Source organism: Streptomyces sp. NPDC033221 (assembly GCF_055577005.1).
Genome location: NZ_JBVIQN010000038.1, coordinates 22,661 through 45,575 on the forward strand (window position 1 = coordinate 22,661; position 22,915 = coordinate 45,575).

Sequence of the window (22,915 nt, forward strand, 5' to 3'; positions counted from 1 at the left end):
TCTGCGGAGCCCGGCGGGGGCTCCTGGCGCGGCGGTGCACCGGACGGGCGGCGGCCTGCGGTGCGCGGGCCGCCGCCCGGTGGGTCAGGAGAGCGAGGAGACGGCCGAGCGGACCTTGTCGGCGATCTCGGCCGGCAGCGGCGCGTAGCCCAGCTCCTTGAGGGCGTTCTGGCCGTCCTTGCCTGCGATGTACGTCAGGAAGGACTTGGCGGCGGGCAGGGTCTCCGCCTTGTTGCCCTTGTCGCAGGCGATCTCGTACGTGACCAGGGTGATCGGGTAGGCGCCCTCGGCCTTGGTGGTGTAGTTCAGCTTCAGGGCCAGGTCGCTGCCCTTGCCGACCTGCTTGGCCTCGGCGATGGCCTTGGAGGCGTTGTCGACGGTGGCCTCGACCGGGGCCTTGGCGCCGGTGTTCAGCTTGACCGTGTTGATCTTGCTGGCCGTGGCGTAGGACAGCTCGAAGTAGGAGATCGCGCCGCTGACCTGCTTGACCTGCGAGGACACACCGGCCGAGCCGGACGCGGCCTGACCGCCCTTGCCCTGCCAGGTCTTGCCCGGCTCGTGCTTCCAGGCGTCGGGCGCGGCGCCCTTGAGGTACTTGGTGAAGTTGTCGGTGGTGCCGGAGTCGTCGGAGCGGTGGAACGCCTGGATCTTGAGGTCCGGCAGGTCGGCGTCGGGGTTGAGCTTCTTGATCGCCTGGTCGTTCCACTTGGTGATCTCCGAGTCGAAGATCTTGGCGAGGGTCGGCGCGTCCAGCACGAGGCTGTCCACACCGGGCACGTTGTAGCCGACCGCGATCGGGCCGCCGACCATCGGCAGGTTGATCGCCTGGCCGCCCTTGCAGACCTGCTTGGACTTCTCCACCTCCTCGGGCTTGAGCGCCGAGTCGGAGCCCGCGAAGGCGGTCTGTCCCTGGAGGAAGGTGGTGATGCCCGCGCCGGAGCCGGTGGGCTGGTAGTTGATGCTGGTGTCCTTGCAGGCGCCCGAGTAGGCCTGCACCCAGGCGTCCATGGCGTTCTTCTGCGCGGACGAGCCGGAGGCGAGCAGCTTGCCCTTGCCCTCGCACTTGATGTTGCCGGCCTTCGCGGAGGCCGTCCCGCCGCCACCGCTGGTGTCGTCGGAGCCGCACGCCGACAGGGCCAGGGCACCGGTGACGGCGAGAGCGCCAACGGCGAGGGCGCGAACCCGGTTCTTGCGCTGCTGCTGCTTCACTGTCGTGTGTTCCTTCCTGGGGCGCGCCGCTTCTTCGGCGTGCGGGGTGGAGATATGGGTGGTCGCCGGCGCGGCGACCGGGCTGTGACGGTGGGGTCACTGTGCGGCGGCCGCAGGGGCCGGGCAAGGGTCGCCGGGGCGGTTCGCCCGATGGTTCAGCAATGCCGTGCGGCGTTCGCTCCGAAGGAGTGGCGCGCCGTTCGGTACGGCCGAAATTAGGCAGATCAGGTGAAGCCGCCGATGGAGGAGAGTGAACGGGGGGTGAACCTCGGCCGTCGGCTGGGGGCGGCGTACGAACGGTCCGGAATCCTCGGCTTTGCTCTGTCGGATTACCCGCCGGTATGGCAGCATCCGCGCGAGGAGAGGTGCACGAATCGGTGCGGACCGACCGGAGGTGGCTGGTGGGGCGGCAGGGGGCAGGACGGGGTGAACGCCATGGAAACGGCAAACGCGGCGTATCGGGTGGACGCGGTGTATCGGGCGGACGTGGCGTACGGAGCGTGAGGCGGCCGCGCGGCGGTGTACTGGCCGCCACGGCGGTGGTCCTGGGCGTGACCGGAATCCTCGGCGGGACGGCTCCGGCCGCGTACGCCGATCCCGGGCCGGTCGTGTCCGAACAGCGCATCGAAGAGGTGCGCAAGGAGCTGGAGGGCCTCTACCGCACGGCGGAGCAGGCCACCGAGGCGTACAACGCCGCGAAGGGGCAGGTCGACCTCCAGCAGAAGGAGATCGTCAGGCTGGCGCAGACCATCGACCGGACCCAGCGGCGGATGGACGAGCTGAAGCGCCAGGCGGGCGCGCTGGCCAGCGCGATGTACCGGGGCGGCGGCATCCCCCCCGAGGCCCGGCTGATGCTCAACAAGGACCCCGGGCGCTTCCTCGACAACGCCGCGCTGGTCCGCAAGGGCCAGCAGGCCGCGAAGGACCTGGGTGCCGAACTCGCCCGTACGAAGTCGGTGTTGGAGGGGTACTCGCAGGACGCGACCGACCGCTGGGAGCGGCTGGAGGAGAACCGCAGGAAGGCGCAGACCGCGCAGCTCGACGTCCGCAAGAAGATCGAGGCCGCGCAGCAGCTGGAATCGCGGCTGGCCGCCGAGGAGAAGGAGCGGCTGAAGAAGCTGGAGGACGCGCGGGCGCTCCAGGAGCAGCAGAAATGGCTGGATTCCGGTGTGCTCAAGGACATCGGCGCGCACGCCTCGGCGGCCGGCAAGAAGGCGGTGTCGTACGCCACTTCGCAGATCGGCAAGGACTACGTGTGGGGCGCCGAGGGCCCGGACACCTTCGACTGCTCGGGACTGACCATGCGTGCCTGGCAGGCCGGCGGACGGTCGATCCCGCGGACGTCGCAGGAGCAGTGGCGTCAGCTGCCGCGCGTCGCCCTGAAGGACATGCGTCCCGGCGACCTGATCATCTATTACCCCGACGCGAGCCATGTCGGCATGTACATCGGCGACGGCGCGATCGTGCACGCGCCGCGGCCGGGCCGGCAGATCACGATCACCGGGGCCGGGTCGATGCCGATCCTCGGGGTGGTGCGGCCCGACGACGCTGCGTGAGGTGGACGTGCTTTTCGTCACGGAGCGCCAGGGGCCAACCTGACGCCGTCGAGGTGATGTTCGTCATTCCGCGCCCCTCCCTTCCCAGGTCATCCGGCCTGTGGGGTACGGCATATGACAAGTGCCGGGTGCCGTCGGCCATTCCGTAAGGATCCGCGCTACCGCTATGGTCGCCTCTCGGTGCCCGGTGGCGCACCGCCCGGACCGACCGCCGGGCGGCGGCGGAACCGGGCACGGTGGCGCGCCGTTCGGCGGGCCCGTGCACCCTCGGGGGGAGGGAAGGAAGCAGAGCATGTCCGTACCCATTCCGCGTCAGCGGACGGCCGTGCTGCCGGAGCAGGCAGCGCCGGCGGGCGACGCGTGCGACGACGCGTCCCGCGCGGCCGGGCCGTCGGACGCAGCGGGCACCCCGGACCCCTCTGCCCCAGAAGCCACCCACACCACCCACTCCACCCACCACACCGACCCCTCACCCCGCCCCTCCACCGCCCGCTCCGGCGACGCCGGGCTGACCCTGCTGCTCATAGGCGAGGACCCCACCAGCTCCGTACCCGAGATGCGGGACTGGCAGGGCCGCAGGGTCCGCGTCCGCACGGCCCGCAACCTCACCGAGGCGGAACGGCTGCTCACCGACGACGTGCACTGCATCCTGCTCGACCTGGCCCCCCCGGGCCCGCAGGAGCGCACGGAACGGGACGGGCACCCGCCGGAGGAGGACGGCGACCACGACGAGCTGGGCGCCCTGCGCGCGGTGCTGCGGATGGCCCCCTCCCACGCCGTCCTCGCGCTGACCTCCGAGGCCGACGCCGAGCGGGCCGCCGAAGCCGTACGCGTCGGCGCGCAGGACTACCTCTTCCGCGACGAACTCGACGGCGCGGTCCTCAGCCGGGCGGTGCGCTACGCCGTCGAGCGCAAGCGCGCCGACCTCGCGCAGCGCCAGCTCACCGAGTCGCGGATGCTTGCCCAGGAGAACCGCCGGCTGGAGCGCGGGCTGCTGCCCACACCGCTCCTGGACGGCTCCGACCTGCGCTTCGCGGCCCGCTACCGCCCCGGACGCAGCCGCGCGCTGCTCGGCGGCGACTTCTACGACACCGTACGGACCGCCGACGGCACCGTGCACGCGATGATCGGCGACGTCTGCGGCCACGGGCCCGACGAGGCCGCGCTCGGCGTCGAACTGCGCATCGCCTGGCGCGCGTTGACCTTCGCCGGACTGTGCGGCGACGCCCTGCTGTCCACCCTCCAGAAAGTGCTGGAGAACGAGCGCGCCGACGACGAGATCTTCGCGACCCTGTGCCTGGTGGACATCGCGCCGGACGGACGGCACGCCGGGGTCTGCCTGGCCGGTCACCCCGCGCCGCTGCTTGCCCGGTCCGGCGGGGCGCCGCGACTGCTCCCGTACGAGGAGGGCGGCCCGGCGCTGGGCCTGCTGCCGGGCGCCCGCTGGCCGCGCCGCCAGGTCGCGCTGGGCGGCTCCTGGAGCCTGATGATGTACACGGACGGCCTGATCGAGGGCCGCGTCGGCAACGGCAACCAGCGCCTCGGCCAGGAGGGCATGACCGAACTGGTGGGACGTCAGATGGCGGCCGGGCTGCGCGGCGAGGAACTGCTCGACGCGGCGGTCACGGAGGTCCGGGACCTCAACGGCGGAGAACTGACGGACGACGTGGCCGTCCTCCTGCTGGACCGGGGACGCATACGGAACTGACGCCCGGCCGCCACCACGCACGGAATCGGTAGAGCCACCCGGCCCCGCCCCGCGCCACCCCGCCCCGCGCTACCGCCCGCCGTTGAACGGCCCGTACGGCCCGTCCGAACTGGACCCGCCACGGCGCGGCCCGCGGCCGCCGGTGATCCCCTTGATCGCGGGACGCACATCGACCGTATAGACGATCACGGCGATCAGCCCGATGATCGGCAGGAACGACATCAGCGGCAGCAGGAACAGCAGCGCGGTGGCGATCACCAGGAAGATCAGCCACATGCCCTTGGTCTGCTTGTCGGCCGCCCGATAGGCGTCCTCCCGCCGTACGGCCGCGTCGACGAGCATCGCGGCGGCGTACACGGCCAGCACCAGCTGCACCCAGCTCAGCACGTTCTGGAAACCGTAGATCAGCACTGCCACCACCCGTTCGACTCGGTCCGCCGTCGGCCCACCGTACCCGGAGAACGGGCCGGACACGCGGTGCGTGCCCGGCCCGCTGCCGGCGGATCGCCTGCTTGCCGTTCTGACCGGCGTGCTGCCGGTGGGTCGCCTACTTGCCGTTCTCGGCCGGCGAGGTGGTCTTCTTCGCCGGGGTCTTCCTGGCGGCCGGCGCCTTCTTTGCCGTGGCGGTCTTCGCCTCGCTGTCGGCACCGGCCGTGTTCTCGGCCGTGGTCTCCGCCACGGGCTCCTGCTTCGGCTCCTGGCGGGGCTCCGGCTCGATCGCGACCGCGAGGTCCTCGGTGGCCTCGGCGGTCTCGCTGCGCCAGCTCTGCACCGCGCCGCGACCGCGCTCGGCCAACTCCTCGTACCCCTCACGGGCCTTGACCGCGGTCTCGGCGGCGCGGCCGACACCCTGCAGCACGAGGTCCTGCGTCTGCTGGCTCAGCTTCTTGAAGTCGGCGTCGAGCAGACCCAGCTGCCGGGTGATCCAGTCCTGCGCCTCCTTCGCCTCCTTGGTGACCCGGTCCTGCACGGTCTTCGGGTCGGTGTTGCGGACGGCCTCGAAGCGCTTGGGGGCCTCCTGGCGGAGCTTCTCCACCAGGGCCGGGATTTCCTTGGCCTTCTCGGCGGCGAGGTCGACACCGCCGGCGAGGGCGTACAGCGGAGTCGGGTCGGTGAGCGCCTTGCGAACGTCGTCGGTGATGGCCATGGCGTGGTTCCTCCAGGTATCGGTGGTCGGTCGCTCAGATGGCGTGCGGGTCGCCGTCGGCCTCTCGGGCATCCGGAGCGGGCCCGTCGGCGGGCGTGCCGTCGCTTCCGCTCCCGTGTCCGTTCTCCTTGCGGAAGGACTCGTAGATCTGCAGCAGTACCTGCTTCTGCTTCTCGGTCAGCGCGGGGTCGGTGAGGATCGCGGTGTGCACCTCGACCCCGTCCACCTTCCGCTCGTCGAGGATCCCGGCCTGCACATACAGCGTCTCGGCGGAGATCCGCAGCGCCTTGGCCAGCTGCTGCAGGATGTCCGCACTCGGCTTGCGCAGCCCGCGCTCGATCTGACTGAGATACGGATTGGACACCCCGGCGGCATCCGCGAGCTGCCGCAGACTCAGCTGCGCAGTACGCCGCTGCTCCCGCAGGAACTCGCCGAGGTTGCCGACGTTGAGTGATGCCATGCCCCGATGGTGCGCCATCGTGCTAACTATTGCAAGCGGGCGCTAGCAAAAGTGGCGTGGGCGGGGTGTGACTGAGCACTTCAGTTGGCCACTGGGCGTTTCAGTCGGCCGCTGCGGTGCTCAGCGCCGAGCCGCTGCGGTGCTCCCGGTCGCGGTGTCGCGTACTTCCAGGGCGGCGTCCGGACCTGCTACGGCGTGCCGGCGAGCCTGCCCATCACTTCGTACATCTGCGGCGGGGCCAGCGGAGCGACGGAAAGCGGTTCTTGCGCTGGTTCCGTGCTCAGTCCGGTCAGCAGGAAGGCAACTTGGCGGCGCCAGGCATCGGGCGCGGTGTCCGCGACCGCGCGAGCGAGGAGAGCGTTGGTGCCGAAGAAGAGCAGGAGGTCTTCGCCGGTGAAGTCCGGGCGGACAGCGCCGGCGAGCTGGGCTCGCTCGATGATCCGTGTGGCGGCGTCCTTCGTCTGGCCGCAGATGGCCATCAGGCACTCGGCGGCGGGAAAGCGTCCGCTGACGACGTCGGCGACCGCGGGATCGGTGGCCTGCAGTTCACAGACCCTCTCGATGTAGTACGCGAACCCCTCCCCGGCCTCCTCGAAGGACAGGGCGTGTTCGGCGGCTTCGCCGAGGCGGTCTGCGGCCAGCCCTGCCACGACTTCGTCGATGAGCGCCTCGCGGGTGCCGAAGAGGTTGTAGAGCGTGCCGTGGCTGACTCCGGCCCGGCGGGCGATCTCCTTGAGGGGCACCTTGAGGCCGCGCTCCTGGAAGAGCTCGGCGGCGGCTGCCCGCAGTTTCTCCGCGTTCCGTTGCGCGTCGGCCCGCATCAGGTCGTTCCTCCTGGTTCCGGCGCTGCGGCCACCCTGGCCGCATTCCCCTCAGACTAACTTGACCCCCGGTTCAAGTCGCGTGCTACCGTCGGCGAACAAGTTGACCCAAGGGTCAAGAAAGCTGCCGTGGCAAGGGGTGGTCCTATGTCCAAAGTGATCGCCGTCTTCGGTGCCGGTACCGGTCTGGGGGTGTCCGTCGCCCGCCGCTTCGGGCGCGAAGGCTTCCGGGTCGCCCTGGTGGCCCGCCGCAAGGACCGGCTGGACGCCTTCGTCGAGGTGCTCGCCGGTGAAGGCATCGAAGCGGTCGCGTTTCCCGCCGATCTTTCCCAGCCGGCCGGGGTGCCCGCCCTCGTCGAGGCGATCCATGACCGCTTCGGCCGGATCGACGTGGTCGAGTACGGGCCGATCAGCGGCGACCAGGGCTTCACCCCCGCCGCCGAGCTGGACGCGGCCACCCTGGGGGGACTGACCCCGCTGCTGCTGCTCACCCCGGTCGAGGTGGTCCGGGCCGTGCTGCCGGAGTGGACCGAGCGTGGCGAGGGCACCTTCCTGCTGGCTCAGGGCTACTCGGCGGCGCAGCCCATGCCCCACCTCAGCGGCCTGGGCCCGGTGATGGCCGCCACGCGTAATTACCTGTACTCCCTCAACGCCGAGCTGGCGGACAAGGGGATCTACGCCGGTGCTCTGACCATCGCGTCCCTGATCGCCCGCAGTGAGGTGTCCGCTGCGGCCCAGGCCGCCTTCGAGTCGGCCGACGGCCCGCATTTCCCGGTCGCCGACCCGGACGATCTCGCGGAGCTCTGCTGGGACATGCACACCAAGCGCGACCGCGTCGAGCAGTTCCACCCCGAGTCGCCGGCTCCGCAGGCCCCCGCGTGGTACCTGCGACCCTGAGCAGGGCGCCCCGGACCAAGTGCCTGCCAGGCGGCCGATGCGACTTCGCGAAACGCGGCCTCACCATGCCAAAGCACCCCATACCCCGAGGCCAACCATGAAGCTCAGGGTGGCCAACTGGAGCGCTCAGTCACACGGGGGCGGGGGCGCTTCAGCCGGCCATTCCCGGCCCACCTGAACCACCTGTCCGTCCGCCACAGTCAACCTTGGCCATCTGCCGACCTGTCCCGTTCCTTCCGACCCGCCGCCGCGTCCGGCTTCCTACGGTCTTTCCACCTGGTCAGCGCCGAAGCCGGGGCCACCGGTGCCGGTGGCGGTCATTCCGGGCCGCCCTGCCATGTCACGCGCATCGCCTCCGGCCCCCGGATGTGCGGCCGTTCTCTCCACGTGAGGTCGCGGACGGTCAGCTCCGGGGTCCTGGTGAGCAGCGCCCGCAGTCCCTCCTGGAGGTCGATGCGCCCGAGCTGGGCGCCGACGCAGTAGTGCGCGCCATAACCGAAGGTGAGGTGTCCACCGGGTGGCCGGGTGAAGTCGATCGCGTCGGGGTCCTCGAATCGGGCCGGGTCGTGGTTGGCCGACTCGACGGCGATGGTCAGGGCTTCGCCCGCGCGCACCAGCGTGCCGCCGACGTTGACGTCCTCCCGCGCGTAGCGGACGAACAGGCCGGCGCCGGCGGAGGCGTTGTTGCGCAGCAGCTCCTCGACCGCCGCCGGCAGCTCGGCCGGATTCGCGCGCAGTCGGTTCCAGAGTGCGCGGTCGCCCCGTGTGAGAACGTAGACGCAGTTCGGAATCTGGGTGATGATCGCCTCGAACCTGGCCAGCAGCATGCTGACGACCAGCTCGATCAGCTCGTCGTCGGTGAGCCGGTCCCCCTCGTCCCGGGCCTGGACCATCGCCGACATCAGGTCGTCGCGGGGGCTGGCCCGGCGCTCGGCGATGAGCCGCTCGGTGCAGGTGCGCAGGGCGCCGAACCGTCGCATCATGTCCTCGGCGCCGACGGCGCTGCCGGGCATCAGCGCCGCGCTGGTCGACTCGAACGCCCCCCGGTCCGAGACCGGCACGCCGAGCAGGTCGCAGATGGACAGCACGCTCATCGGCTGCGCGTAGTCCACCACGATGTCCATGCCCGGCCCGGCGTTCATCGCCGACGACAGCAGATCGTCCGCCGCCGCGCGCACCGTCGGGCGCTGCGCTTCGATACGGGGCTTGCTGAGGGCCTTGACCAACAGCGTGCGCAGCCGGGTGTGTTCGGGGGCGTCCAGGGTGATCAGCCCGGCCAGGTCCGTCGCCTCTTCCTGGCGCGGGAAGTCCCGGCCGACCGACATCGCGCGGCTGAACCGCGCATCGCCCAGCACCAGCCGGGCGTCCGCGTAGCGGGTGACCAGCCAGGTGGGTTCACCGTAGGCGAGCCGCACCCGGAGCAGCCCCTCGCGCTGCCGCAGCTCCCGGAACCGCTCGTTGACCTCGATGCCGCGGCCGTCGTCGAAGGGAAAGTGCTCCAGCGCCTCTGTGGCGTCGGGAAGATCGGGAACGGTCGTCATATGGGCTGCACCTCCGTCAGCCAGTCGTGCAGGTTCGCTGAGATCAGGTCGGCGTGCCGGGACAGGATGGTGACGTGATCGCCGGGCAGCCTGCGCACGCGGTGCGCCGGCCCGGCCGGGAACGGGTGGCCCCCGAGCCGGTGGGCAGACCCGCGACGGCCTCGCCGGCGAGCAGGTGCGGGATCGGCGCCTCCAGCGGGCCACCTCGACTCTTTCGGGGAGCGAGGACAACCGTATGACGGGCGATACCCGATTTTCCCTAGCATCCCGTTCAGGCCGGATGAGGTCGGATGAGGGCGAAACTCAGCCGTCGGTTCGTATCATCCGGGGAAGCCGTGCTGTGCCGACGCTGGTCCCACCGCCGCACCGGGCTCCCTACTGCCGTCGTATCGGGCGGGTGGGCAGGCAGAACATCAGAGCCCACATCAGGGCGAGCAGGCTACCGACCCACCACAGCACGGTGATGAACGCGTCGCGGTTGAGCCCGGCGTCCGGTGAGCCGCCGGTGGTGGCGAAGAACACCAGGGCGGTCAGCGCGGTGCCGAGGGCGATGCCCAGGTGCATCGCGGTGTTGAACAGGCCCGAGGCGGCCCCGGCGTCCTCGTGCGGGACCCGGGCCAGCGACAGGTCGGCGAGCGGGCCGCCGACCATGCCGAGGCCGAACCCGGTCAGTACCACCGGAGCGGTCATCGCCCACAGGGTCAGGTCCGCCTGACTTCCGGCGGCCTGGAGCCCGTAGGCGGCCATCGAAGCGGCCGCGGTGAGGGCTCCGGCCTGGGGAAGGCGGCGGGCGAAACGCCCGCCGCTCTTCGTCGCGAGCGTCGCACCGGCCAGCTCTCCGATGGAGAGCAGTACGAAGGCCAGGGCCGCGTGGACGGGGCTCATGCCCAGTCCGCGCTGGAGGAAGAGGGTCCAGGTCATGAAGAACAGCCCGCACAGCAGGCCGTGCAGCAGTTGCGCGGCCATGCCGCCGGAGAACTGCCTGCCCCGGAAGAGGGACAGGGGCACGAGGGGCGCGTTGTCCTGCTTGCGCTGCTGATGGCGCAGGAAGGCGCCCAGCGCAAGGAGACCGGTGGCGAGCATGGCGAAGCACCACAGCGGCCAGTGGTGGAGGTGACCCTCGGTGAGAGGGAAGACGATCAGGACGATGGCCAGTGCGGACAGCAGCATGCCGGTCAGGTCGAGCCGGTCGGCCTTCTGAACGGTCGACTCGGGGATGAACCGGCGTCCCAGGAGGAGCACGGCGATGCCGACGGGCACGTTGACCAGGAAGATCGGCCGCCAGGACAGACCGAACAGGTCGGCCTCGGTGAGCAGGCCGCCCATCACCGGGCCCAGGACGTTGGCAAGCGACATGACGGCCCCGTACAGGCCGAACACCTTGCTGCGGTTCTGCCCCTCGAAGGTGACGTGGAGGGTGGCCAGGATCTGCGGGATCATGACGGCCACTGCCACGCCCTGGAGGGCGCGGGCGCCGATCAGCACGCCGGGTCCGGCAGCGAGGCCGCACAGCATTGAGGCCGTGGTGAACACCACGGTGCCGATCAGGAGGATCCTGCGCCGGCCGTAGAGGTCGCCGAGGCGCCCGCCGGTGACCAGCCCGACGGCGACGGGCAGTGAATAGCCGGTGGTCAGCCACTGCAATGCGGCCGGTCCGGCGCCGGACGACTCCTGGATCGCGGGCAGCGCGGTCAGGACGACCGACTGGTCGATCATGTCCATCAGCTCGGCGCCCAGCAGCACCAAGAGCGCGATCCAGGCAGCCAGGCCCATCTTCGACAGGCCAGGTGTGGGGTGGTTTGGGGGTGGGGTGGCGTGCTGCGGCTCGTTGCCGAGCGCGGAGGAAGACACGACGGGAAACTCCTGATTCCAAGGAATCGGGGAGCCCTGCCGACAGCCGCACCGGGGCCGGAAAACACGAAACCCGGGGCAGACGGCAGAGCTGCACCCGGGGCAAGACAGATAACTGCGGGGAAGGGTGACGCAACTCAGGCCAGCGCGGCGTCCGCCCCCGGACACGTGCGACAACACAGCACGTGGGGAACGCGGACGACTACATGGCCTGGTTAATAGGACGTCACCTCAAGATCGACACAGAGTGGAACAGGGAGTTGGTTGCTGCCGCCGATGTCTCCGGCGTGGCAACTCATCCACGGTACGACATTCCCAGACCTCTCCGCACACCAGATAGTGCGCCCCCCAGGCGGCCACCCCCACCCGACGCTGTCTCGCTCGACCTGGACCATCGCAGTTCACCGCCCTGGGTCGGCCCATGGTCATTGAGACGGGTCAACGCCCCCTACCGCGCCTGCGGCGCCCTCATCCGTCCCCGGCCCGCCCCGATACTGCCCCACCCTCCCGTCGATGCGCTCGCGCAGCAGGTCGGCGTGGCCGCGGTGGCGGGCGTACTCCTCGATTCTGTCGCGAGGGGCCGGGCTCGCCAGGGTCTTGCGTGGGGCGTGGGGCGTGGGGCGTGTGGTTCACGGTTGGAGGGGGCGAGGGCCCGGGCCGGCGGTCGGCGGGCGGGTTCCGGCCAGGGCGGTGTTCGCGGCGTCCAGGATGTTCCCGAACGTGCGGGTGATGATCGGCCGGGCGACGTGCCGGGTGAGGAACCCGCCGAGGAGGGGTACGGGGATCTCGGCGCGGGTGGTCCAGCGGACGTGGGTGCCGCCGTCGGCCTCGGTGAAGGTCATCCGGCCGAGTTCGTGCCGGGACGGCGGCAGGCTGCGTTCGACGACGTACTCGGTGGCGTACGGCGGGTCGTAGCGGGTGATGCGTTCCCGGAACCAGCCGATCAGCCAGAGGTGGCTGCGGACCGCGCCGGTGCCGTAGGGCGCGGTGTCGCCGTGCCGGGTCAGGCGGCAGCGCACCACCAGGGGGGAGCGGGTGTAGTTGGTGGTCGTGGTGAGCCAGGCGAACACGGCGCCGATCGGGGCGTCGATGACGCGTTCCACGGTCATGGTTTCCATGGCTGGGGTCCTCCTCTGTCGAGTGTGCGCACCGCGTCGGCGTGGTGCAGTTTGTCGGGGTTTCGGATGCCGTAGAGGCCGGTGATCCTGCCGTCGTGGATGTCGAACGCGACCAGCCAGTCGAGGCCGCCGTCGGTCACGAACCGGGCCGCGGGCATGCCGTTGTACGTGGCGGGCTCGGCGCGGGTCGTGGCGGCGCTGCCGCGGTACACCCCCACGACGAACCGGGCGACCTCGGTGCGTCCGGTGACCGGGCGGCGGGCGGCGACCGCCTTGCCGCCGCCGTCGGAGAGCACCACGACGTCGGGCGCCAGCAGGTCCATCAGCGCCTGGACCTCGCCGGTCGCGGCGGCGGACAGGAAGCGCCGGACGATCTCCCCGGTGGCGTCCGAGACGGGTTCGAAGCGGCGGCGCCGCGCGTGCACGTGCCGGCGGGCGCGGTGGGCGATCTGCCGTACGGAGACCTCGGTCCGGCCGATCGAGGCGGCGATCTCGCCGTGGGTGTACCCGAAGACCTCGTGCAGGACGAACACCGCGCGCTCGGTCGGGTTCAGCGTCTCCAGGACGAGCATCATGGCCATCGAGACGGATTCGGCCAGAATCACGTCCTCGCTCACCCCGGGCGCCGTACGGATCGGCTCGGGCAGCCACATGCCGACGTAGTCCTCGCGCCGCGCCTTGGCCGCGCGCAGGTGGTTGAGGGCCTGCCGGGTCACCGTACGGACCAGGTAGGCGCGCGGGTGCTCGACCGTGGCCGGGTCGACCGTGCTCCACCGCAGGTAGCTCTCCTGCAGGACGTCCTCGGCGTCGGTGGCGCTGCCCAGCATCTCGTAGGCGATGGTGAACAGCAGCGGACGGTGCTCGGTGAAGGCGTCCTCAGTCACGGTTCGTCCCTGTCGTGTACGTGGACCGGCGTCCCGGCATGGTGTCCGGCTCCTCTCCTCGGGTGTCATGGAGACACGCCACGTCGCAGAAGCGTGACAGCCCGCGGGTGTGGTCCGGGTCACAGCGGCGCGGGCCGGTCGGGGACGCGTTCGACGTGTGGGAGCGGCGGCGGCAAGGGCCCGCGCCGGCCTTCGGATCTCAGGGCGTCCCGGCCGGTCTGGTGCCCACGGCGACGGTCGCGCTGAGGTCGTCGTCGGTCGTCAGCCGGGCCGCCAGGCCGCCGCGGCGGAAGGCTTCGAGGGTGTGGGGTGCCTGGCGTTCACTGGTTTCGATCAGGAGGTGGCCGCCGGGGGCGAGCCACTGGCGTGCCTCGGCCGCCACCCGGCGCTGGACGTCGAGGCCGTCCGTACCGCCGTCGAGGGCCACGCGGGGTTCGTGGTCGCGGGCTTCCGGGGGCAGCAGGCCGATCGCTGCGGTCGGTACGTAGGGGGCGTTGACGACGAGGAGGTCGACGCGTCCGCGCAGGGTGGGTGGCAGCGGGGTGTAGAGGTCGCCTTCGTGGACCCGGCCCGTGGCGGGCGGGATGTTGCGGCGGGCGCAGCGTACGGCGGCGGGTTCGATGTCGGTGGCGTGCAGTTCGATGGGGGGTGGGGAGGTGGGGCGCGCCGCGGGCGGGGTGTCCGGCGCGTGGCCGCGTACGCCCGCGGCCAGTGCCGCGCCGACCGCTCCCGTACCGCAGCACAGGTCGACGACGACGGGCCGCGGCCCGGCCGCGGCGCGGGCGCGGAGGAGTCCGGCGGCCTGTGCGACGAGGAATTCGGTGCGGCGGCGGGGGACGAAGACGCCGGGGTCGACGGCGATCCGCAGGCCGGCGAACCGGGCCCAGCCCAGGACGTGTTCGAGTGGGTGGCCGGCGACGCGGCGGTCCGTCATGGCGGTGAGGTGGGCGGGGGCGCGGGCCGTGGAGACGAGGAGTTCCGCCTCGTCCTCGGCGAAGACGCAGCCGGCCGCGCGGAGCCTGGCGACCAGGTCGGCGTGGGCGGGGGATGCGGTGGGGGCGGGGGAAGGCAGGGGGAGTGACATGCGCGTTCGGGCCTTTCGGGGTGCCGAAGGGCGCTCTCGCGGTCACCTGCCTCGGAGGGACCGTTCAGCCGTGAGGTGAGAGCACCCAGCCTGGACAGCGGTAATGGGTCTCACCTCCTTGGTCGTCCACTGTGTGGGCTGGTCACCCTACCCGAACCCACGAGCGGCGGGCAGGCACGGCGGCGTGTGGCGGTGCGCCGCCGGGGGGCGCGCGGTGGCGCTCTTCGCGCCCGTTGAGCCGTCGCCGGTCTCGACGTGGCGGTGCCGGGGCTGGAGGGTGGAGGCGGGGTGCTCCCGCGGGAGGTGGTGGCCGGGGGGCCGCCGCGGGGCGGGGCCGGAGAGGCGGACGGCGATGGCGGGTGCCGGAAATCCTTATATGCGGGGGCTGTTCGCTCCGGTGCGGGAGGAGACCACCGCGTACGACATGGACGTGACCGGCCGGATCCCGGAGGAGCTGGAGGGCCGCTACGTACGCAACGGGCCCAACCCGCTGGGCGTGGACGACCCGGTGGCGTACCACTGGTTCAGTGGCGACGGGATGCTGCACGGCGTGCGGCTGCGCGGCGGCGGGGCCGAGTGGTACCGCAACCGCTGGGTGCGGTCGGACGCGATGGCGTTGCGGCTGGGCGAGAAGATCCTGCACGGGCCGCGTCACCTGGACATGGATTTCGCCCCGAACACGCATGTCACGCGCTTCGCCGGGCGTCTGCTGGCGCTGGTCGAGGGCGGCGCGCTGCCGTACGAGCTGGACGCCGAGCTGGACACGGTGGGCCCGTTCGACTTCGCCGGGACCCTGCCGGGCGGGCTCGCCGGGCACACCACCATCGATCCGGACACCGACGAGCTGCACTGTGTGGCGTACTGCTGGGCCTGGCCGTATGTGCAGTACCTGGTGGCGGGGACGGACGGCCGGATCCGGCGGCGCGTGGACGTGCCGGTGGACGGGCGGCCGATGATGCACGACTTCTCGCTGACCGAGCGGCATGTGCTGCTGTACGACCTGCCGGTGGTCTTCAACCCGGGCGGTGTGGGGGTCGGGCCGTCCTTCCCGTACGTGTGGGAGCCGGGGCGCCCGGCCCGGCTGGGGGTGCTGCCGCGGGAGGGGAAGGCGTCGGACGTGCGGTGGCTGGAGGTCGATCCGTGCTTCGTCTTCCATCCGATGAACGCGTATGAGACGGAGGACGGCAGCGGTCTGATCGTCGTGCATCTCGTGCGCTACGACCGGCTGTTCGCGAAGGGCCGTACGGGCCCGGACGGGTCGCCGCCCGCGCTGGAGCGCTGGACGGTGGACCTCCGGGCGGGCCGGGTGCGGCGTGCGCGGGTGGACGACCGGCCGGTGGAGCTGCCGCGGGTCGATCCGCGGCGGCTCACGCTGCCGCACCGGTACGGGTACGCGGTGCTGGAGTCCGGGTCTGCGGATGTGCGGGTGGCGCGGTTTCCGGGGATAGAGCGGGTGGGGGCCGGGCTGGTCAAGTACGACCTGGAGCGTGGCACGAGCGAGGTGCGCCGGTTCTCGCCGCAGGGCGGTGTGGGGGAGGCCGTGTTCGTGCCCGCCGGTCCGGACGCGGCCGAGGATGACGGCTGGCTGCTGGCGTATGTGTTCGATCCGGACCGTGACGCCACGGATCTCGTCATCCTCCACGCGCAGGACTTCACGGGCGAGCCGGTCGCGCGGGTGCATCTGCCGGTGCGGGTGCCGGTCGGGTTCCACGGTGCCTGGATACCGGACCGGGAGTGAGCGGAGGGGTGGGCTGCGGTGGCCGCGGCTTTTTCCGATGCGCTCGCATTGGTACGCTGTGCCGGACGGCGGCGGAAGGGGATGCGGCATGACCGGGAACGACGAACAGGTGGCACGCGCGGGGGCGGCGCTGGAGACGTACACCCTCTCCGAACAGGGCTGGCGCGCGAGCCCGGGCGAGACGCTCCAGCGGGTGCTGGCCGACCTGATGCACTGGTGCGACGCCACCCAGCGCGGCTTCGACCGGTCGCTGGCGGCCGCGCGGGAGCGGTACGCCGAGGAGCGGGGGTAGCGAGCCGCCCCCGCGCGTGACCGGCTCACGCGCGGGTGGCGGGCCTCGTACGTCGCCTGCGGCCGGCGGGGAACCGGCCGGCCTGCACGCGAGGGCGCGCGCCCGACCCCTGTACGGGAGCGTGCCGCGCGGCGGGCCGGGGTCGGGTGTCCCCGCCCTCAGCCGCCGTACGGACGGGCCTCCCGCGCCTCGCGCAGCGCCTGGGCCCACCAGGCCAGCTGGTCCAGCAGTACGGTGGCGGCCCGGTCGGCGTCCAGGGGCTCGCGCAGCCGGCCCTCGTCATCGAAGAGGCTTCCCGCCATCGGGAAGCTGACCGTCTCGCGCACGGTCGTGGCGTGCAACTCGGCGAAGACCAGGCGCAGTTGCTCGACGGCGCGCAGTCCGCCGGAGATTCCGCCGTACGACACGAACCCGACCGGCTTGGCCTGCCACTCCTCGCGCAGCAGGTCCACGGCGTGCTTGAGCGGGGCGGGGAAGGAGTGGTTGTACTCGGGGGTGATGACGACGAACGCGTCCGCCGCGCCGATGCGCTTGGCGTAGGTCGCCATCTCCTCGCTGCCGTAGCGCAGTTCGTACGGCTGGATCTCGTCGAGGTCGAGCACGTCGACGACGATGTCCTCCCGCCGGCCGGCGTGCCCGGCGAACCAGTTCGCGACGACGGGCGCGAAGCGGCCCTCGCGGGTGCTGCCGACGATGACGGCGAGGGTGAACGGGCGCTCGGACATGGCGGGGCCTCCTGAAGGCGGTGCGGTGGAGCCGGCGATCGGCTTCGAGACCAGACGCTAAAACCTCAACCAAAGTTCAAGTCAAGGCCTGGCCCTGGGATCACACCGCACCGTCGCGCCCGGTGGCCCCCGCGTCCCCCGGAGGCCGCCCCGTCAGCCCCTCACCGGGCGCCCCGCGTCACTGCGCCCCGAAGAGCGTGAGCAGGTCCGTCTTCTGGAACATCCGGGCCGTGTCCACCGCGGACGGCGTCCCCGCGGCCGGGTCGGCGCCGTGGGCCACCAGGAGGCGGACGATGGCGTCCTCGCTCTTGAAGACGGCGCCGGCGAGCGGGGTCTGCCCCCGGTCGTTGGCGCGGTCCGGGTCGGCGCCGCGCTCCAGCAGGGCCGCCACCGCGTCGGCGTGGCCGTGGTACGCGGCGAGCATCACCAGGGTGTCGCCCTTGTCGTTGGTGAGGTTGGCGGGCACACCGGCGTCCACATAGGCGGCGAGGGTGCTGGTGTCGCCGTGCCGGGCCAGATCGAAGACCTTGGCCGCGAGCTGCAGCACCTCGGGGTCGTGCGCGTGCTCGGTCGTGTCGGGACCCTGCGGCTCCGGGTTCGCGTCACTCATGGTCGCCGGCCTCCTGCTTCGGTGGTGGGGCGGTGTCCTGCAACTCCCGCCTGGGCCTTTACTTGTCCCCGCCACCTTATTCAGCACACCTGCCGGGCGACCCCGGCGCGCGCCGGGGCCGCGCCCGGCGGCGCGTCAGAAGACGTCCGGGCACCACGGCCGGCGCGCCGTGTGGAGCAGGAGGCCGGCGGTCGCCAAGGCGCCCGGCCGCTCCTCGTCGACGCGGCCCAGCGCGGCCAGCCGTACCGCGGACTCGTCGCCGAGGTAGAGCGCCGCGAAGGCCTGGGCGTCCAGGGTGAGTTCCGCGCTGCGGTCCGTACGCGTACAGGTGGCGCCCTCGGGCCCGGCCTCCAGGAGGAACCTTCCGCCGGCCAGTCCCGCCTCGTCCCGGACCTCCAGGACGAGGGAACCGCTCGCCGGGTACGTACGGGCCTCCAGCAGCCGGGGGATGTCCAGCGGCCGGATCCACAGATAGTCGGCGTGCTGCACGATCCGTGCCGCGCGCGGGTCGCCGAGGTGGAACGGCAGCGCGTCGTCGGGCCCGCGTACGCCCGTCCTGATGTGCATGACCCAGTCGATCGAGCACAGGAACCGCCACAGGGCCCGGTCGGCGGCCGGGGTGGTCGTGGTCAGGCGGTCGACGGTGACGGTGTTCTGCGGCAGCTTGTGCTCCCACACGGCGTCCGCACGGTACGCGGCCAGGCCTTCGACCTCACCGGAGGCGGAGCGGTAGACGGCGTGGAAGCGGTCCTTGGCGGGGACGTGCGGGACCGGAACGGCGCCGGTGTGGGTCTGCCACCAGATGCCGGGCAGGTCGATCGCGCCGGGCTGCCCGGCGCGGAACCGTTCGTGCAGCCCGGGGCCGGTCTTCCGCACCTCCGCCGCGTCGACGAAGTCGATCCGGCCGCCGTCGTCCGGTCCCGCGTGGCGGGGGTCCAGCGCGGCGCGGGCCACGTTGATGTGCCACTCGGTGAACCAGGTGGCGGGCCCGAAGCCGTACCGCCCGTATATCGGGTACTCGGCGGCGATCAGCGTGGCCAGGGCGTCACCGCGCTCCTTGGCGTCCCGCAGGTCGTCGGCCATCATCCGGCTGAGCAGGCCGCGCCGCCGGTGGGTGGGGGAGACCGTCACGGCCGTGACGGCGTCCGCGGGCACCCGCGCGCCGCCGACGACGGTCAGTTCCTGCGCGAAGCTGCGGAACGTGGCGACGCAGCGGCCGTTGTCGTACGCGCCCCGGGTGCGGTCCGGGTCGTGCTCGCGGCGGCGGAACGCGACCTGCTCCTCGGAGGCCTCCGGTGGCCGCAGGAACCCCACGTTCACGGCCCGCACCCAGTCGGGGATGTCCGCGTCGCCGACCGTACGCACCTCGATGCCCATCTGCGTACGGTAGCCACGGCCCTGTCCCGCCGTCGCGGGAATTTCGCGGGGCGGGCGCCCGGGCGCCCACCGCCTCAGAACGCCGCGCGGATCTCCCCGACGCGCTCGGCGCCGCCCAGCAGCGGTGCCTCCTCGATGCGCGCCAGCACCGGCGACTCGACGCCCATCCGGCGCAGCGCCCGGCCGAGTATCGGGCCCAGCGTGCGGGTCGCGCCGTCCTCGACCTTGAACGCCAGCGCGCGCCCGTCCGGCAGCGCCACCGCCTGCACGGCCTCCGCGCCCATCTTCGACAGCACGCCGGGCAGCGCCTGCATCAGCCAGGTGTCCGGGCGGCGGGTGCCGGCCACGTACTCCGGGTGCGCGCGCATCGCGTCCGCCACCCGCCGCTCCGGCGTACCGGCGTCGGCCAGCACGAAGTGCCGGAACGAGCGGGCCAGGCCGGTCAGGGAGATCGCCATCAGCGGCGCGCCGCAGCCGTCCGTACCGACGTGCTCGACCCGCTCGCCGCTCGCGGAACGCACCGCCTCCAGGGTCAGCTGCTGGAGCGGGTGGTCCGGGTGCAGATAGGTGTCCAGCGGCCAGCCGTTGGCGGCGCAGGCGGCCAGCATCGCGGTGTGCTTGCCGGAGCAGTTCATGGTCAGCGACTCGCGCACCCGACCGGACGCCAGGTACGTCTCCGCCTCCACCGGGTCCAGCGGCAGGTCCGGCGGGGTCCGCACCAGCCCGGCGGACAGGCCGTGCTCGCTGAGCATCTTCTGGACGAGGTCGAGGTGGAAGCCCTCGCCGGAGTGGCTCGCGGCGGCCAGCGCCAGCCGCTCGCCCGACAGGTCCAGGCCCGCCCGCAGGATGGCGGCGGCCTGCATCGGCTTGTTGGCGGAGCGCGGGAAGACCGGGGAGGTCACATCGCCGAGCGCGGACTCCACACTGCCGTCCGCCGCCAGGACCACCAGCGAACCGCGGTGCCGGCCCTCGACGAAGCCCGAACGCACGACCTCGGCGAGGACGGGGGATATACCGGCCGGGGCGGACCCGTCGGTAACGGTGGAGGAACTCATCGGGGGCCTTCCGGGGAGTGACCCGCGATCCCCCCGGAGCCGTGCGGCCGCTGGGTCAGGAGAGCAGGTCGTCTACTTGTGCTTCGCCTTCACGGTACCTGCGGGCGATCTCCGCACTGCAATCGTCCGCGGTTCGCTGCAGGGTCTGGCGCCGCCGGGAGACCTGCTGCTCGTAGCGGACCAGGCGCCCCATCGCGTCGTGCAGCTCCTGGTCCGTACGGGCGGTCAGGTCCGACAGCTCCACCTCGCCGAGCATCTGCTCCGCCAGCTGGCGGTACTCCTCGCTGTGCGGCATCCCGAGCGTCACATGACGGGCCGAGGAACGGTGCCGCGACGGCTCGTCCGTCAGGATCTCCGGGAGGCGGTCCAGCAGGGGCGAGTGCGGGGCCGTACGGCGGGTGCTCTCGGCGCGCAGGATGTCGATCCGGCCCTGCAGCAGCCGCCGCACATAGCTCAGGTCGGCCTCCTCCTGCTGCGCCCCGCGCCGTACGACGCGCAGGTCGGGCAGGGTCAGCCGGGGCAGGTCGGGCCGTGGCACCGGGCGGAAACGGTCGCGTTGCAGCGGCGGCCGGTGCGGTGCCGTGCCTGCCTGGAACATGGGACCGTCCTCCGTGCGGGCGGGCCCGGCGGACGCCGGGGCCTGCGGGGTCGTACGGGCCGCCGTGGGCGCCGTACGGGCGATCGGTACGGGACCGGGGGTGTGCCCGGGTCCGGCAGTGCTCATGAGTCGTTCCGTCCCCTCGTCCGGTGCGGTCGTACGGGCAGGTTGTCCGCGTGACGCACCGCGTGCACGCATCGTGCCACTGTGGGCGGGCCCCCCGCAGGGCCAGCCATGGCCATGGCACCCGAACGGCCCCGGGAGGGTACGGCTGTCGGAGGCCCGGGCGTGCCGTGCATCATGGGCGGTATGCGAGCTGTGGTGCAGAGGGTCGACGGCGCACGCGTCGAGGTGGACGGCGAGACGGTCGGGGAGATCGTCGGAGAAGGCCTGTGCGTGCTGGTCGGGGTCACGCACGACGACACTCCGGCGAAAGCGGCGCAGCTCGCCCGCAAGCTGTGGTCGGTGCGCGTCCTGGACGGCGAGAAGTCCTGCTCGGACACGGGTGCGGGCCTGCTGGTGATCAGTCAGTTCACTCTCTACGGTGACGCCCGCAAAGGCCGCCGGCCCACCTGGAACGCGGCGGCCCCCGGTCCGGTGGCCGAACCCCTCGTCGACGAGGTCGTCACGCAGCTCCGTGCCCTGGGCGCGGAGGTCGCCACGGGCCGCTTCGGCGCGGACATGAAGGTCTCGCTGACGAACGACGGCCCGTTCACGGTGCTGCTGGACGTGTGACCGGCACGCCGGACGTGTGACCGGCGCGCCTACGGTTCGACCACGACCTCCTGCGCCGCCGCCGTGCTGTCCACGAGGAGCGGCGCGTCGGTCGGCACGTTGCGCTTGACCAGGGCCAGCGCGATGGGGCCCAGCTCGTGGTGGCGGGCCGAGGTGGTGACGAAGCCGAGCTGGCGGCCTTCGGCGCCGTCGGCGGCCAGGCGTACGGGCGCGCCGTGCGGCGGCAGGTGCACCTCGCTGCCGTCCAGGTGCAGGAAGACCAGGCGGCGCGGCGGCTTCCCCAGGTTGTGGACGCGGGCCACGGTCTCCTGGCCGCGGTAGCAGCCCTTCTGGAGGTGTACGGCGGTGCCCAGCCAGCCCAGCTCGTGCGGGATGGTGCGGTGGTCGGTCTCCATGCCCAGCCGCGGCCGGTGCGCCTCGACGCGCAGCGCCTCCAGGGCCAGGGTGCCGACGGCGGGGCCGTTGGCCGCCGCGAAGGCCTCCAGCTCACCGCGGGGCAGGAACAGGTCCCGGCCGTGCGGGGTCTCCCGGACGACCGTGTCCTTCGGGGCCTCGGCGATGGACCCGGCCGGCAGGTGGACGACCGCGTACGCGTCCGTACGGTCGGCGACCTCGACCCGGTAGAAGAACTTCATGCTCTCCAGGTAGGCGATCAGCGCCTCCTCGTTGCCCGGCTCGGTGTGCAGCCAGGTCGTCTCCCCGTCGTCGACGAGGTAGAGGGCGTGCTCGATGTGGCCGTTGGCGGAGAGGATCAGCGCTTCGGTGGCGTGGCCGGGCGCGAGGTCGGTGACGTGCTGCGTCAGCAGCAGGTGCAGCCAGCTCAGCCGCTCGGGGCCGCTGACGGTGACCACGCCGCGGTGCGAGAGGTCGACGAGGCCGCGGCCGTCCGCGAGGGTGCGTTGTTCGCGGAACAGGTCGCCGTAGTGTGCGGCGACCCCTTCGTCGGGGGCCTCGGCCGGGACGGCACCGGGCAGCGACAGCAGCGGACTGGCTTCACGTTGGCGCGGCATACCCCAAGCCTACGACCGGCTACGACGTGGCCCCCGACCCGCCCTCGGCGCGCGGCCCGCCGTCCGGGGTCTTCGCCGCGGACTTCCCGGTGCACGCCGCACACCGTCCGAAGATCGCGAAGTGCTTCAGGTCGGTGTCGAAGCCGAACGTTTCCCGCAACGTCGTCGTGAACGGTTCGGCCACCGTCAGATCGGCCTCGATCACTTCCGTACAGTCCCGGCACACCAGATGGATGTGGTGGTGCCGGTCGGCGAGGTGGTACGTGGGCGCGCCGTGCCCGAGGTGGGCATGGCTGACCAGGTTCAGCTCCTCCAGCAGCTCCAGCGTCCGGTAGACGGTGGAGATGTTCACCCCGCCCGCCGTCCTGCGCACCTCGGTGAGGATGTCGTCGGGGGTCGCGTGTTCGAGCTTGTCCACCGCCTCCAGCACGAGCTGGCGCTGCGGGGTCAGCCGGTACCCGCGCTTGCGGAGGTCGCTCTGCCAGTCGGAGGTCACCAC

At 72.1% G+C, this 22,915-nt stretch carries 23 protein-coding genes and 1 pseudogene; 6 read left to right on the forward strand and 18 right to left on the reverse strand.

The window, feature by feature from the left end; genetic code table 11:
• Positions 1–84 precede the first annotated feature (84 nt).
• Positions 85–1,209 carry a phosphate ABC transporter substrate-binding protein PstS gene (pstS, locus tag ACZ53K_RS35160; RefSeq protein WP_468844911.1) on the reverse strand — a complete coding sequence of 375 codons (1,125 nt, stop codon included), beginning with the start codon at positions 1,207–1,209 and terminating at the stop codon, positions 85–87.
• 500 nt (positions 1,210–1,709) lie between these two features.
• On the opposite strand from pstS, the gene ACZ53K_RS35165 reads away from it, so the two are divergent.
• Positions 1,710–2,765 (forward strand): C40 family peptidase, encoded by a 1,056-nt coding sequence (locus ACZ53K_RS35165; RefSeq protein WP_468844914.1) that lies wholly within the window; start codon positions 1,710–1,712, stop codon positions 2,763–2,765.
• A gap of 292 nt (positions 2,766–3,057) precedes the next feature.
• Positions 3,058–4,473: a PP2C family protein-serine/threonine phosphatase gene (locus ACZ53K_RS35170; protein WP_468844917.1), complete on the forward strand. Its 1,416-nt coding sequence runs from the start codon at positions 3,058–3,060 to the stop codon at positions 4,471–4,473.
• 69 nt (positions 4,474–4,542) lie between these two features.
• Here the strand turns inward: ACZ53K_RS35170 and ACZ53K_RS35175 are convergent, their stop codons facing one another.
• From ACZ53K_RS35175 to ACZ53K_RS35190, 4 genes are all read right to left on the reverse strand, one after another.
• Positions 4,543–4,884 (reverse strand): DUF2516 family protein, encoded by a 342-nt coding sequence (locus ACZ53K_RS35175; RefSeq protein ID WP_361159069.1) that lies wholly within the window; start codon positions 4,882–4,884, stop codon positions 4,543–4,545.
• 136 nt (positions 4,885–5,020) lie between these two features.
• Entirely contained in the window at positions 5,021–5,620 is a 600-nt protein-coding gene (locus tag ACZ53K_RS35180) for a hypothetical protein (RefSeq protein ID WP_468844920.1), read from the reverse strand.
• Positions 5,621–5,654: 34 nt separating this feature from the next.
• On the reverse strand, positions 5,655–6,080 hold the full coding sequence (locus ACZ53K_RS35185; protein WP_468844923.1) for a helix-turn-helix domain-containing protein: 426 nt from the start codon (positions 6,078–6,080) through the stop codon (positions 5,655–5,657).
• 188 nt (positions 6,081–6,268) lie between these two features.
• Complete coding sequence (locus ACZ53K_RS35190) at positions 6,269–6,901, reverse strand: TetR/AcrR family transcriptional regulator (protein ID WP_468844926.1); 633 nt, start codon at positions 6,899–6,901, stop codon at positions 6,269–6,271.
• A 147-nt stretch (positions 6,902–7,048) separates the two neighbouring features.
• Here ACZ53K_RS35190 and ACZ53K_RS35195 point away from each other — a divergent pair, with 147 nt between their 5' ends.
• On the forward strand, positions 7,049–7,798 hold the full coding sequence (locus ACZ53K_RS35195) for an SDR family NAD(P)-dependent oxidoreductase (protein WP_468844929.1): 750 nt from the start codon (positions 7,049–7,051) through the stop codon (positions 7,796–7,798).
• Between the two features lie 317 nt (positions 7,799–8,115).
• On the opposite strand, the gene ACZ53K_RS35200 is transcribed toward ACZ53K_RS35195, so the two are convergent.
• The 6 genes and pseudogenes from ACZ53K_RS35200 to ACZ53K_RS35225 all read right to left on the reverse strand — a co-directional run bounded on the left by ACZ53K_RS35200 (position 8,116) and on the right by ACZ53K_RS35225 (position 14,276).
• Positions 8,116–9,339, reverse strand: a complete 1,224-nt coding sequence (locus tag ACZ53K_RS35200) for a cytochrome P450 (RefSeq protein ID WP_468844932.1) — start codon at positions 9,337–9,339, stop codon at positions 8,116–8,118.
• Between the two features lie 375 nt (positions 9,340–9,714).
• Positions 9,715–11,190: an MFS transporter gene (locus tag ACZ53K_RS35205; protein ID WP_468844935.1), complete on the reverse strand. Its 1,476-nt coding sequence runs from the start codon at positions 11,188–11,190 to the stop codon at positions 9,715–9,717.
• Positions 11,191–11,684: 494 nt separating this feature from the next.
• A pseudogene (locus ACZ53K_RS35210) lies at positions 11,685–11,756 on the reverse strand (mycothiol transferase); the annotation flags it as partial.
• 63 nt (positions 11,757–11,819) lie between these two features.
• The gene (locus tag ACZ53K_RS35215; RefSeq protein WP_468844937.1) at positions 11,820–12,308 is read right to left on the reverse strand and encodes an SRPBCC family protein; all 489 of its coding nucleotides are present in this window, start codon (positions 12,306–12,308) and stop codon (positions 11,820–11,822) included.
• The gene (locus ACZ53K_RS35220; RefSeq protein WP_468844940.1) at positions 12,296–13,192 is read right to left on the reverse strand and encodes an RNA polymerase sigma-70 factor; all 897 of its coding nucleotides are present in this window, start codon (positions 13,190–13,192) and stop codon (positions 12,296–12,298) included. The genes ACZ53K_RS35215 and ACZ53K_RS35220 overlap by 13 nt, the downstream gene beginning before the upstream one ends.
• A gap of 199 nt (positions 13,193–13,391) precedes the next feature.
• Positions 13,392–14,276 (reverse strand): putative protein N(5)-glutamine methyltransferase, encoded by an 885-nt coding sequence (locus ACZ53K_RS35225; RefSeq protein ID WP_468844943.1) that lies wholly within the window; start codon positions 14,274–14,276, stop codon positions 13,392–13,394.
• A gap of 352 nt (positions 14,277–14,628) precedes the next feature.
• Here ACZ53K_RS35225 and ACZ53K_RS35230 point away from each other — a divergent pair, with 352 nt between their 5' ends.
• Both ACZ53K_RS35230 and ACZ53K_RS35235 read left to right on the forward strand, forming a co-directional pair.
• Positions 14,629–16,014 (forward strand): carotenoid oxygenase family protein, encoded by a 1,386-nt coding sequence (locus ACZ53K_RS35230; RefSeq protein WP_468844946.1) that lies wholly within the window; start codon positions 14,629–14,631, stop codon positions 16,012–16,014.
• Between the two features lie 88 nt (positions 16,015–16,102).
• Positions 16,103–16,306, forward strand: coding sequence for a hypothetical protein (locus tag ACZ53K_RS35235; RefSeq protein WP_468844949.1), 204 nt, complete (start codon positions 16,103–16,105; stop codon positions 16,304–16,306).
• A 158-nt stretch (positions 16,307–16,464) separates the two neighbouring features.
• Here the strand turns inward: ACZ53K_RS35235 and ACZ53K_RS35240 are convergent, their stop codons facing one another.
• The 5 genes from ACZ53K_RS35240 to ACZ53K_RS35260 form a co-directional block, all read right to left on the reverse strand.
• The gene (locus ACZ53K_RS35240; protein ID WP_468844951.1) at positions 16,465–17,031 is read right to left on the reverse strand and encodes an NADPH-dependent FMN reductase; all 567 of its coding nucleotides are present in this window, start codon (positions 17,029–17,031) and stop codon (positions 16,465–16,467) included.
• 178 nt (positions 17,032–17,209) lie between these two features.
• On the reverse strand, positions 17,210–17,641 hold the full coding sequence (locus ACZ53K_RS35245; protein WP_468844953.1) for an ankyrin repeat domain-containing protein: 432 nt from the start codon (positions 17,639–17,641) through the stop codon (positions 17,210–17,212).
• A gap of 135 nt (positions 17,642–17,776) precedes the next feature.
• Positions 17,777–19,018 carry a GNAT family N-acetyltransferase gene (locus tag ACZ53K_RS35250; RefSeq protein ID WP_468844956.1) on the reverse strand — a complete coding sequence of 414 codons (1,242 nt, stop codon included), beginning with the start codon at positions 19,016–19,018 and terminating at the stop codon, positions 17,777–17,779.
• A 74-nt stretch (positions 19,019–19,092) separates the two neighbouring features.
• Positions 19,093–20,073 (reverse strand): asparaginase, encoded by a 981-nt coding sequence (locus tag ACZ53K_RS35255; protein ID WP_468844958.1) that lies wholly within the window; start codon positions 20,071–20,073, stop codon positions 19,093–19,095.
• 55 nt (positions 20,074–20,128) lie between these two features.
• Positions 20,129–20,671, reverse strand: a complete 543-nt coding sequence (locus ACZ53K_RS35260; protein WP_468845078.1) for an RsiG family protein — start codon at positions 20,669–20,671, stop codon at positions 20,129–20,131.
• Between the two features lie 309 nt (positions 20,672–20,980).
• Here ACZ53K_RS35260 and dtd point away from each other — a divergent pair, with 309 nt between their 5' ends.
• Positions 20,981–21,406, forward strand: a complete 426-nt coding sequence (dtd, locus tag ACZ53K_RS35265; protein ID WP_468844961.1) for a D-aminoacyl-tRNA deacylase — start codon at positions 20,981–20,983, stop codon at positions 21,404–21,406.
• Between the two features lie 29 nt (positions 21,407–21,435).
• Here the strand turns inward: dtd and ygfZ are convergent, their stop codons facing one another.
• Both ygfZ and ACZ53K_RS35275 read right to left on the reverse strand, forming a co-directional pair.
• Positions 21,436–22,416, reverse strand: coding sequence for a CAF17-like 4Fe-4S cluster assembly/insertion protein YgfZ (gene ygfZ / locus ACZ53K_RS35270; protein ID WP_468844964.1), 981 nt, complete (start codon positions 22,414–22,416; stop codon positions 21,436–21,438).
• A 19-nt stretch (positions 22,417–22,435) separates the two neighbouring features.
• Positions 22,436–22,915: a Fur family transcriptional regulator gene (locus ACZ53K_RS35275; RefSeq protein ID WP_468844967.1), complete on the reverse strand. Its 480-nt coding sequence runs from the start codon at positions 22,913–22,915 to the stop codon at positions 22,436–22,438.

Coding starts and splice junctions, on each gene's coding strand:
- ACZ53K_RS35250 (WP_468844956.1), bottom strand. CDS start 19,018: ATGGGCATCGAGGTGCGTACGGTCGGCGACGCGGACATCCCCGACTGG.
- ACZ53K_RS35215 (WP_468844937.1), bottom strand. CDS start 12,308: ATGGAAACCATGACCGTGGAACGCGTCATCGACGCCCCGATCGGCGCC.
- ACZ53K_RS35260 (WP_468845078.1), bottom strand. CDS start 20,671: ATGTTCCAGGCAGGCACGGCACCGCACCGGCCGCCGCTGCAACGCGAC.
- ACZ53K_RS35200 (WP_468844932.1), bottom strand. CDS start 9,339: ATGACGACCGTTCCCGATCTTCCCGACGCCACAGAGGCGCTGGAGCAC.
- ACZ53K_RS35230 (WP_468844946.1), top strand. CDS start 14,629: ATGGCGGGTGCCGGAAATCCTTATATGCGGGGGCTGTTCGCTCCGGTG.
- ACZ53K_RS35240 (WP_468844951.1), bottom strand. CDS start 17,031: ATGTCCGAGCGCCCGTTCACCCTCGCCGTCATCGTCGGCAGCACCCGC.
- dtd (WP_468844961.1), top strand. CDS start 20,981: ATGCGAGCTGTGGTGCAGAGGGTCGACGGCGCACGCGTCGAGGTGGAC.
- ACZ53K_RS35195 (WP_468844929.1), top strand. CDS start 7,049: ATGTCCAAAGTGATCGCCGTCTTCGGTGCCGGTACCGGTCTGGGGGTG.
- ACZ53K_RS35245 (WP_468844953.1), bottom strand. CDS start 17,641: ATGAGTGACGCGAACCCGGAGCCGCAGGGTCCCGACACGACCGAGCAC.
- ACZ53K_RS35170 (WP_468844917.1), top strand. CDS start 3,058: ATGTCCGTACCCATTCCGCGTCAGCGGACGGCCGTGCTGCCGGAGCAG.
- ygfZ (WP_468844964.1), bottom strand. CDS start 22,416: ATGCCGCGCCAACGTGAAGCCAGTCCGCTGCTGTCGCTGCCCGGTGCC.
- ACZ53K_RS35185 (WP_468844923.1), bottom strand. CDS start 6,080: ATGGCATCACTCAACGTCGGCAACCTCGGCGAGTTCCTGCGGGAGCAG.
- ACZ53K_RS35255 (WP_468844958.1), bottom strand. CDS start 20,073: ATGAGTTCCTCCACCGTTACCGACGGGTCCGCCCCGGCCGGTATATCC.
- ACZ53K_RS35180 (WP_468844920.1), bottom strand. CDS start 5,620: ATGGCCATCACCGACGACGTTCGCAAGGCGCTCACCGACCCGACTCCG.
- ACZ53K_RS35190 (WP_468844926.1), bottom strand. CDS start 6,901: ATGCGGGCCGACGCGCAACGGAACGCGGAGAAACTGCGGGCAGCCGCC.
- ACZ53K_RS35235 (WP_468844949.1), top strand. CDS start 16,103: ATGACCGGGAACGACGAACAGGTGGCACGCGCGGGGGCGGCGCTGGAG.
- ACZ53K_RS35225 (WP_468844943.1), bottom strand. CDS start 14,276: ATGTCACTCCCCCTGCCTTCCCCCGCCCCCACCGCATCCCCCGCCCAC.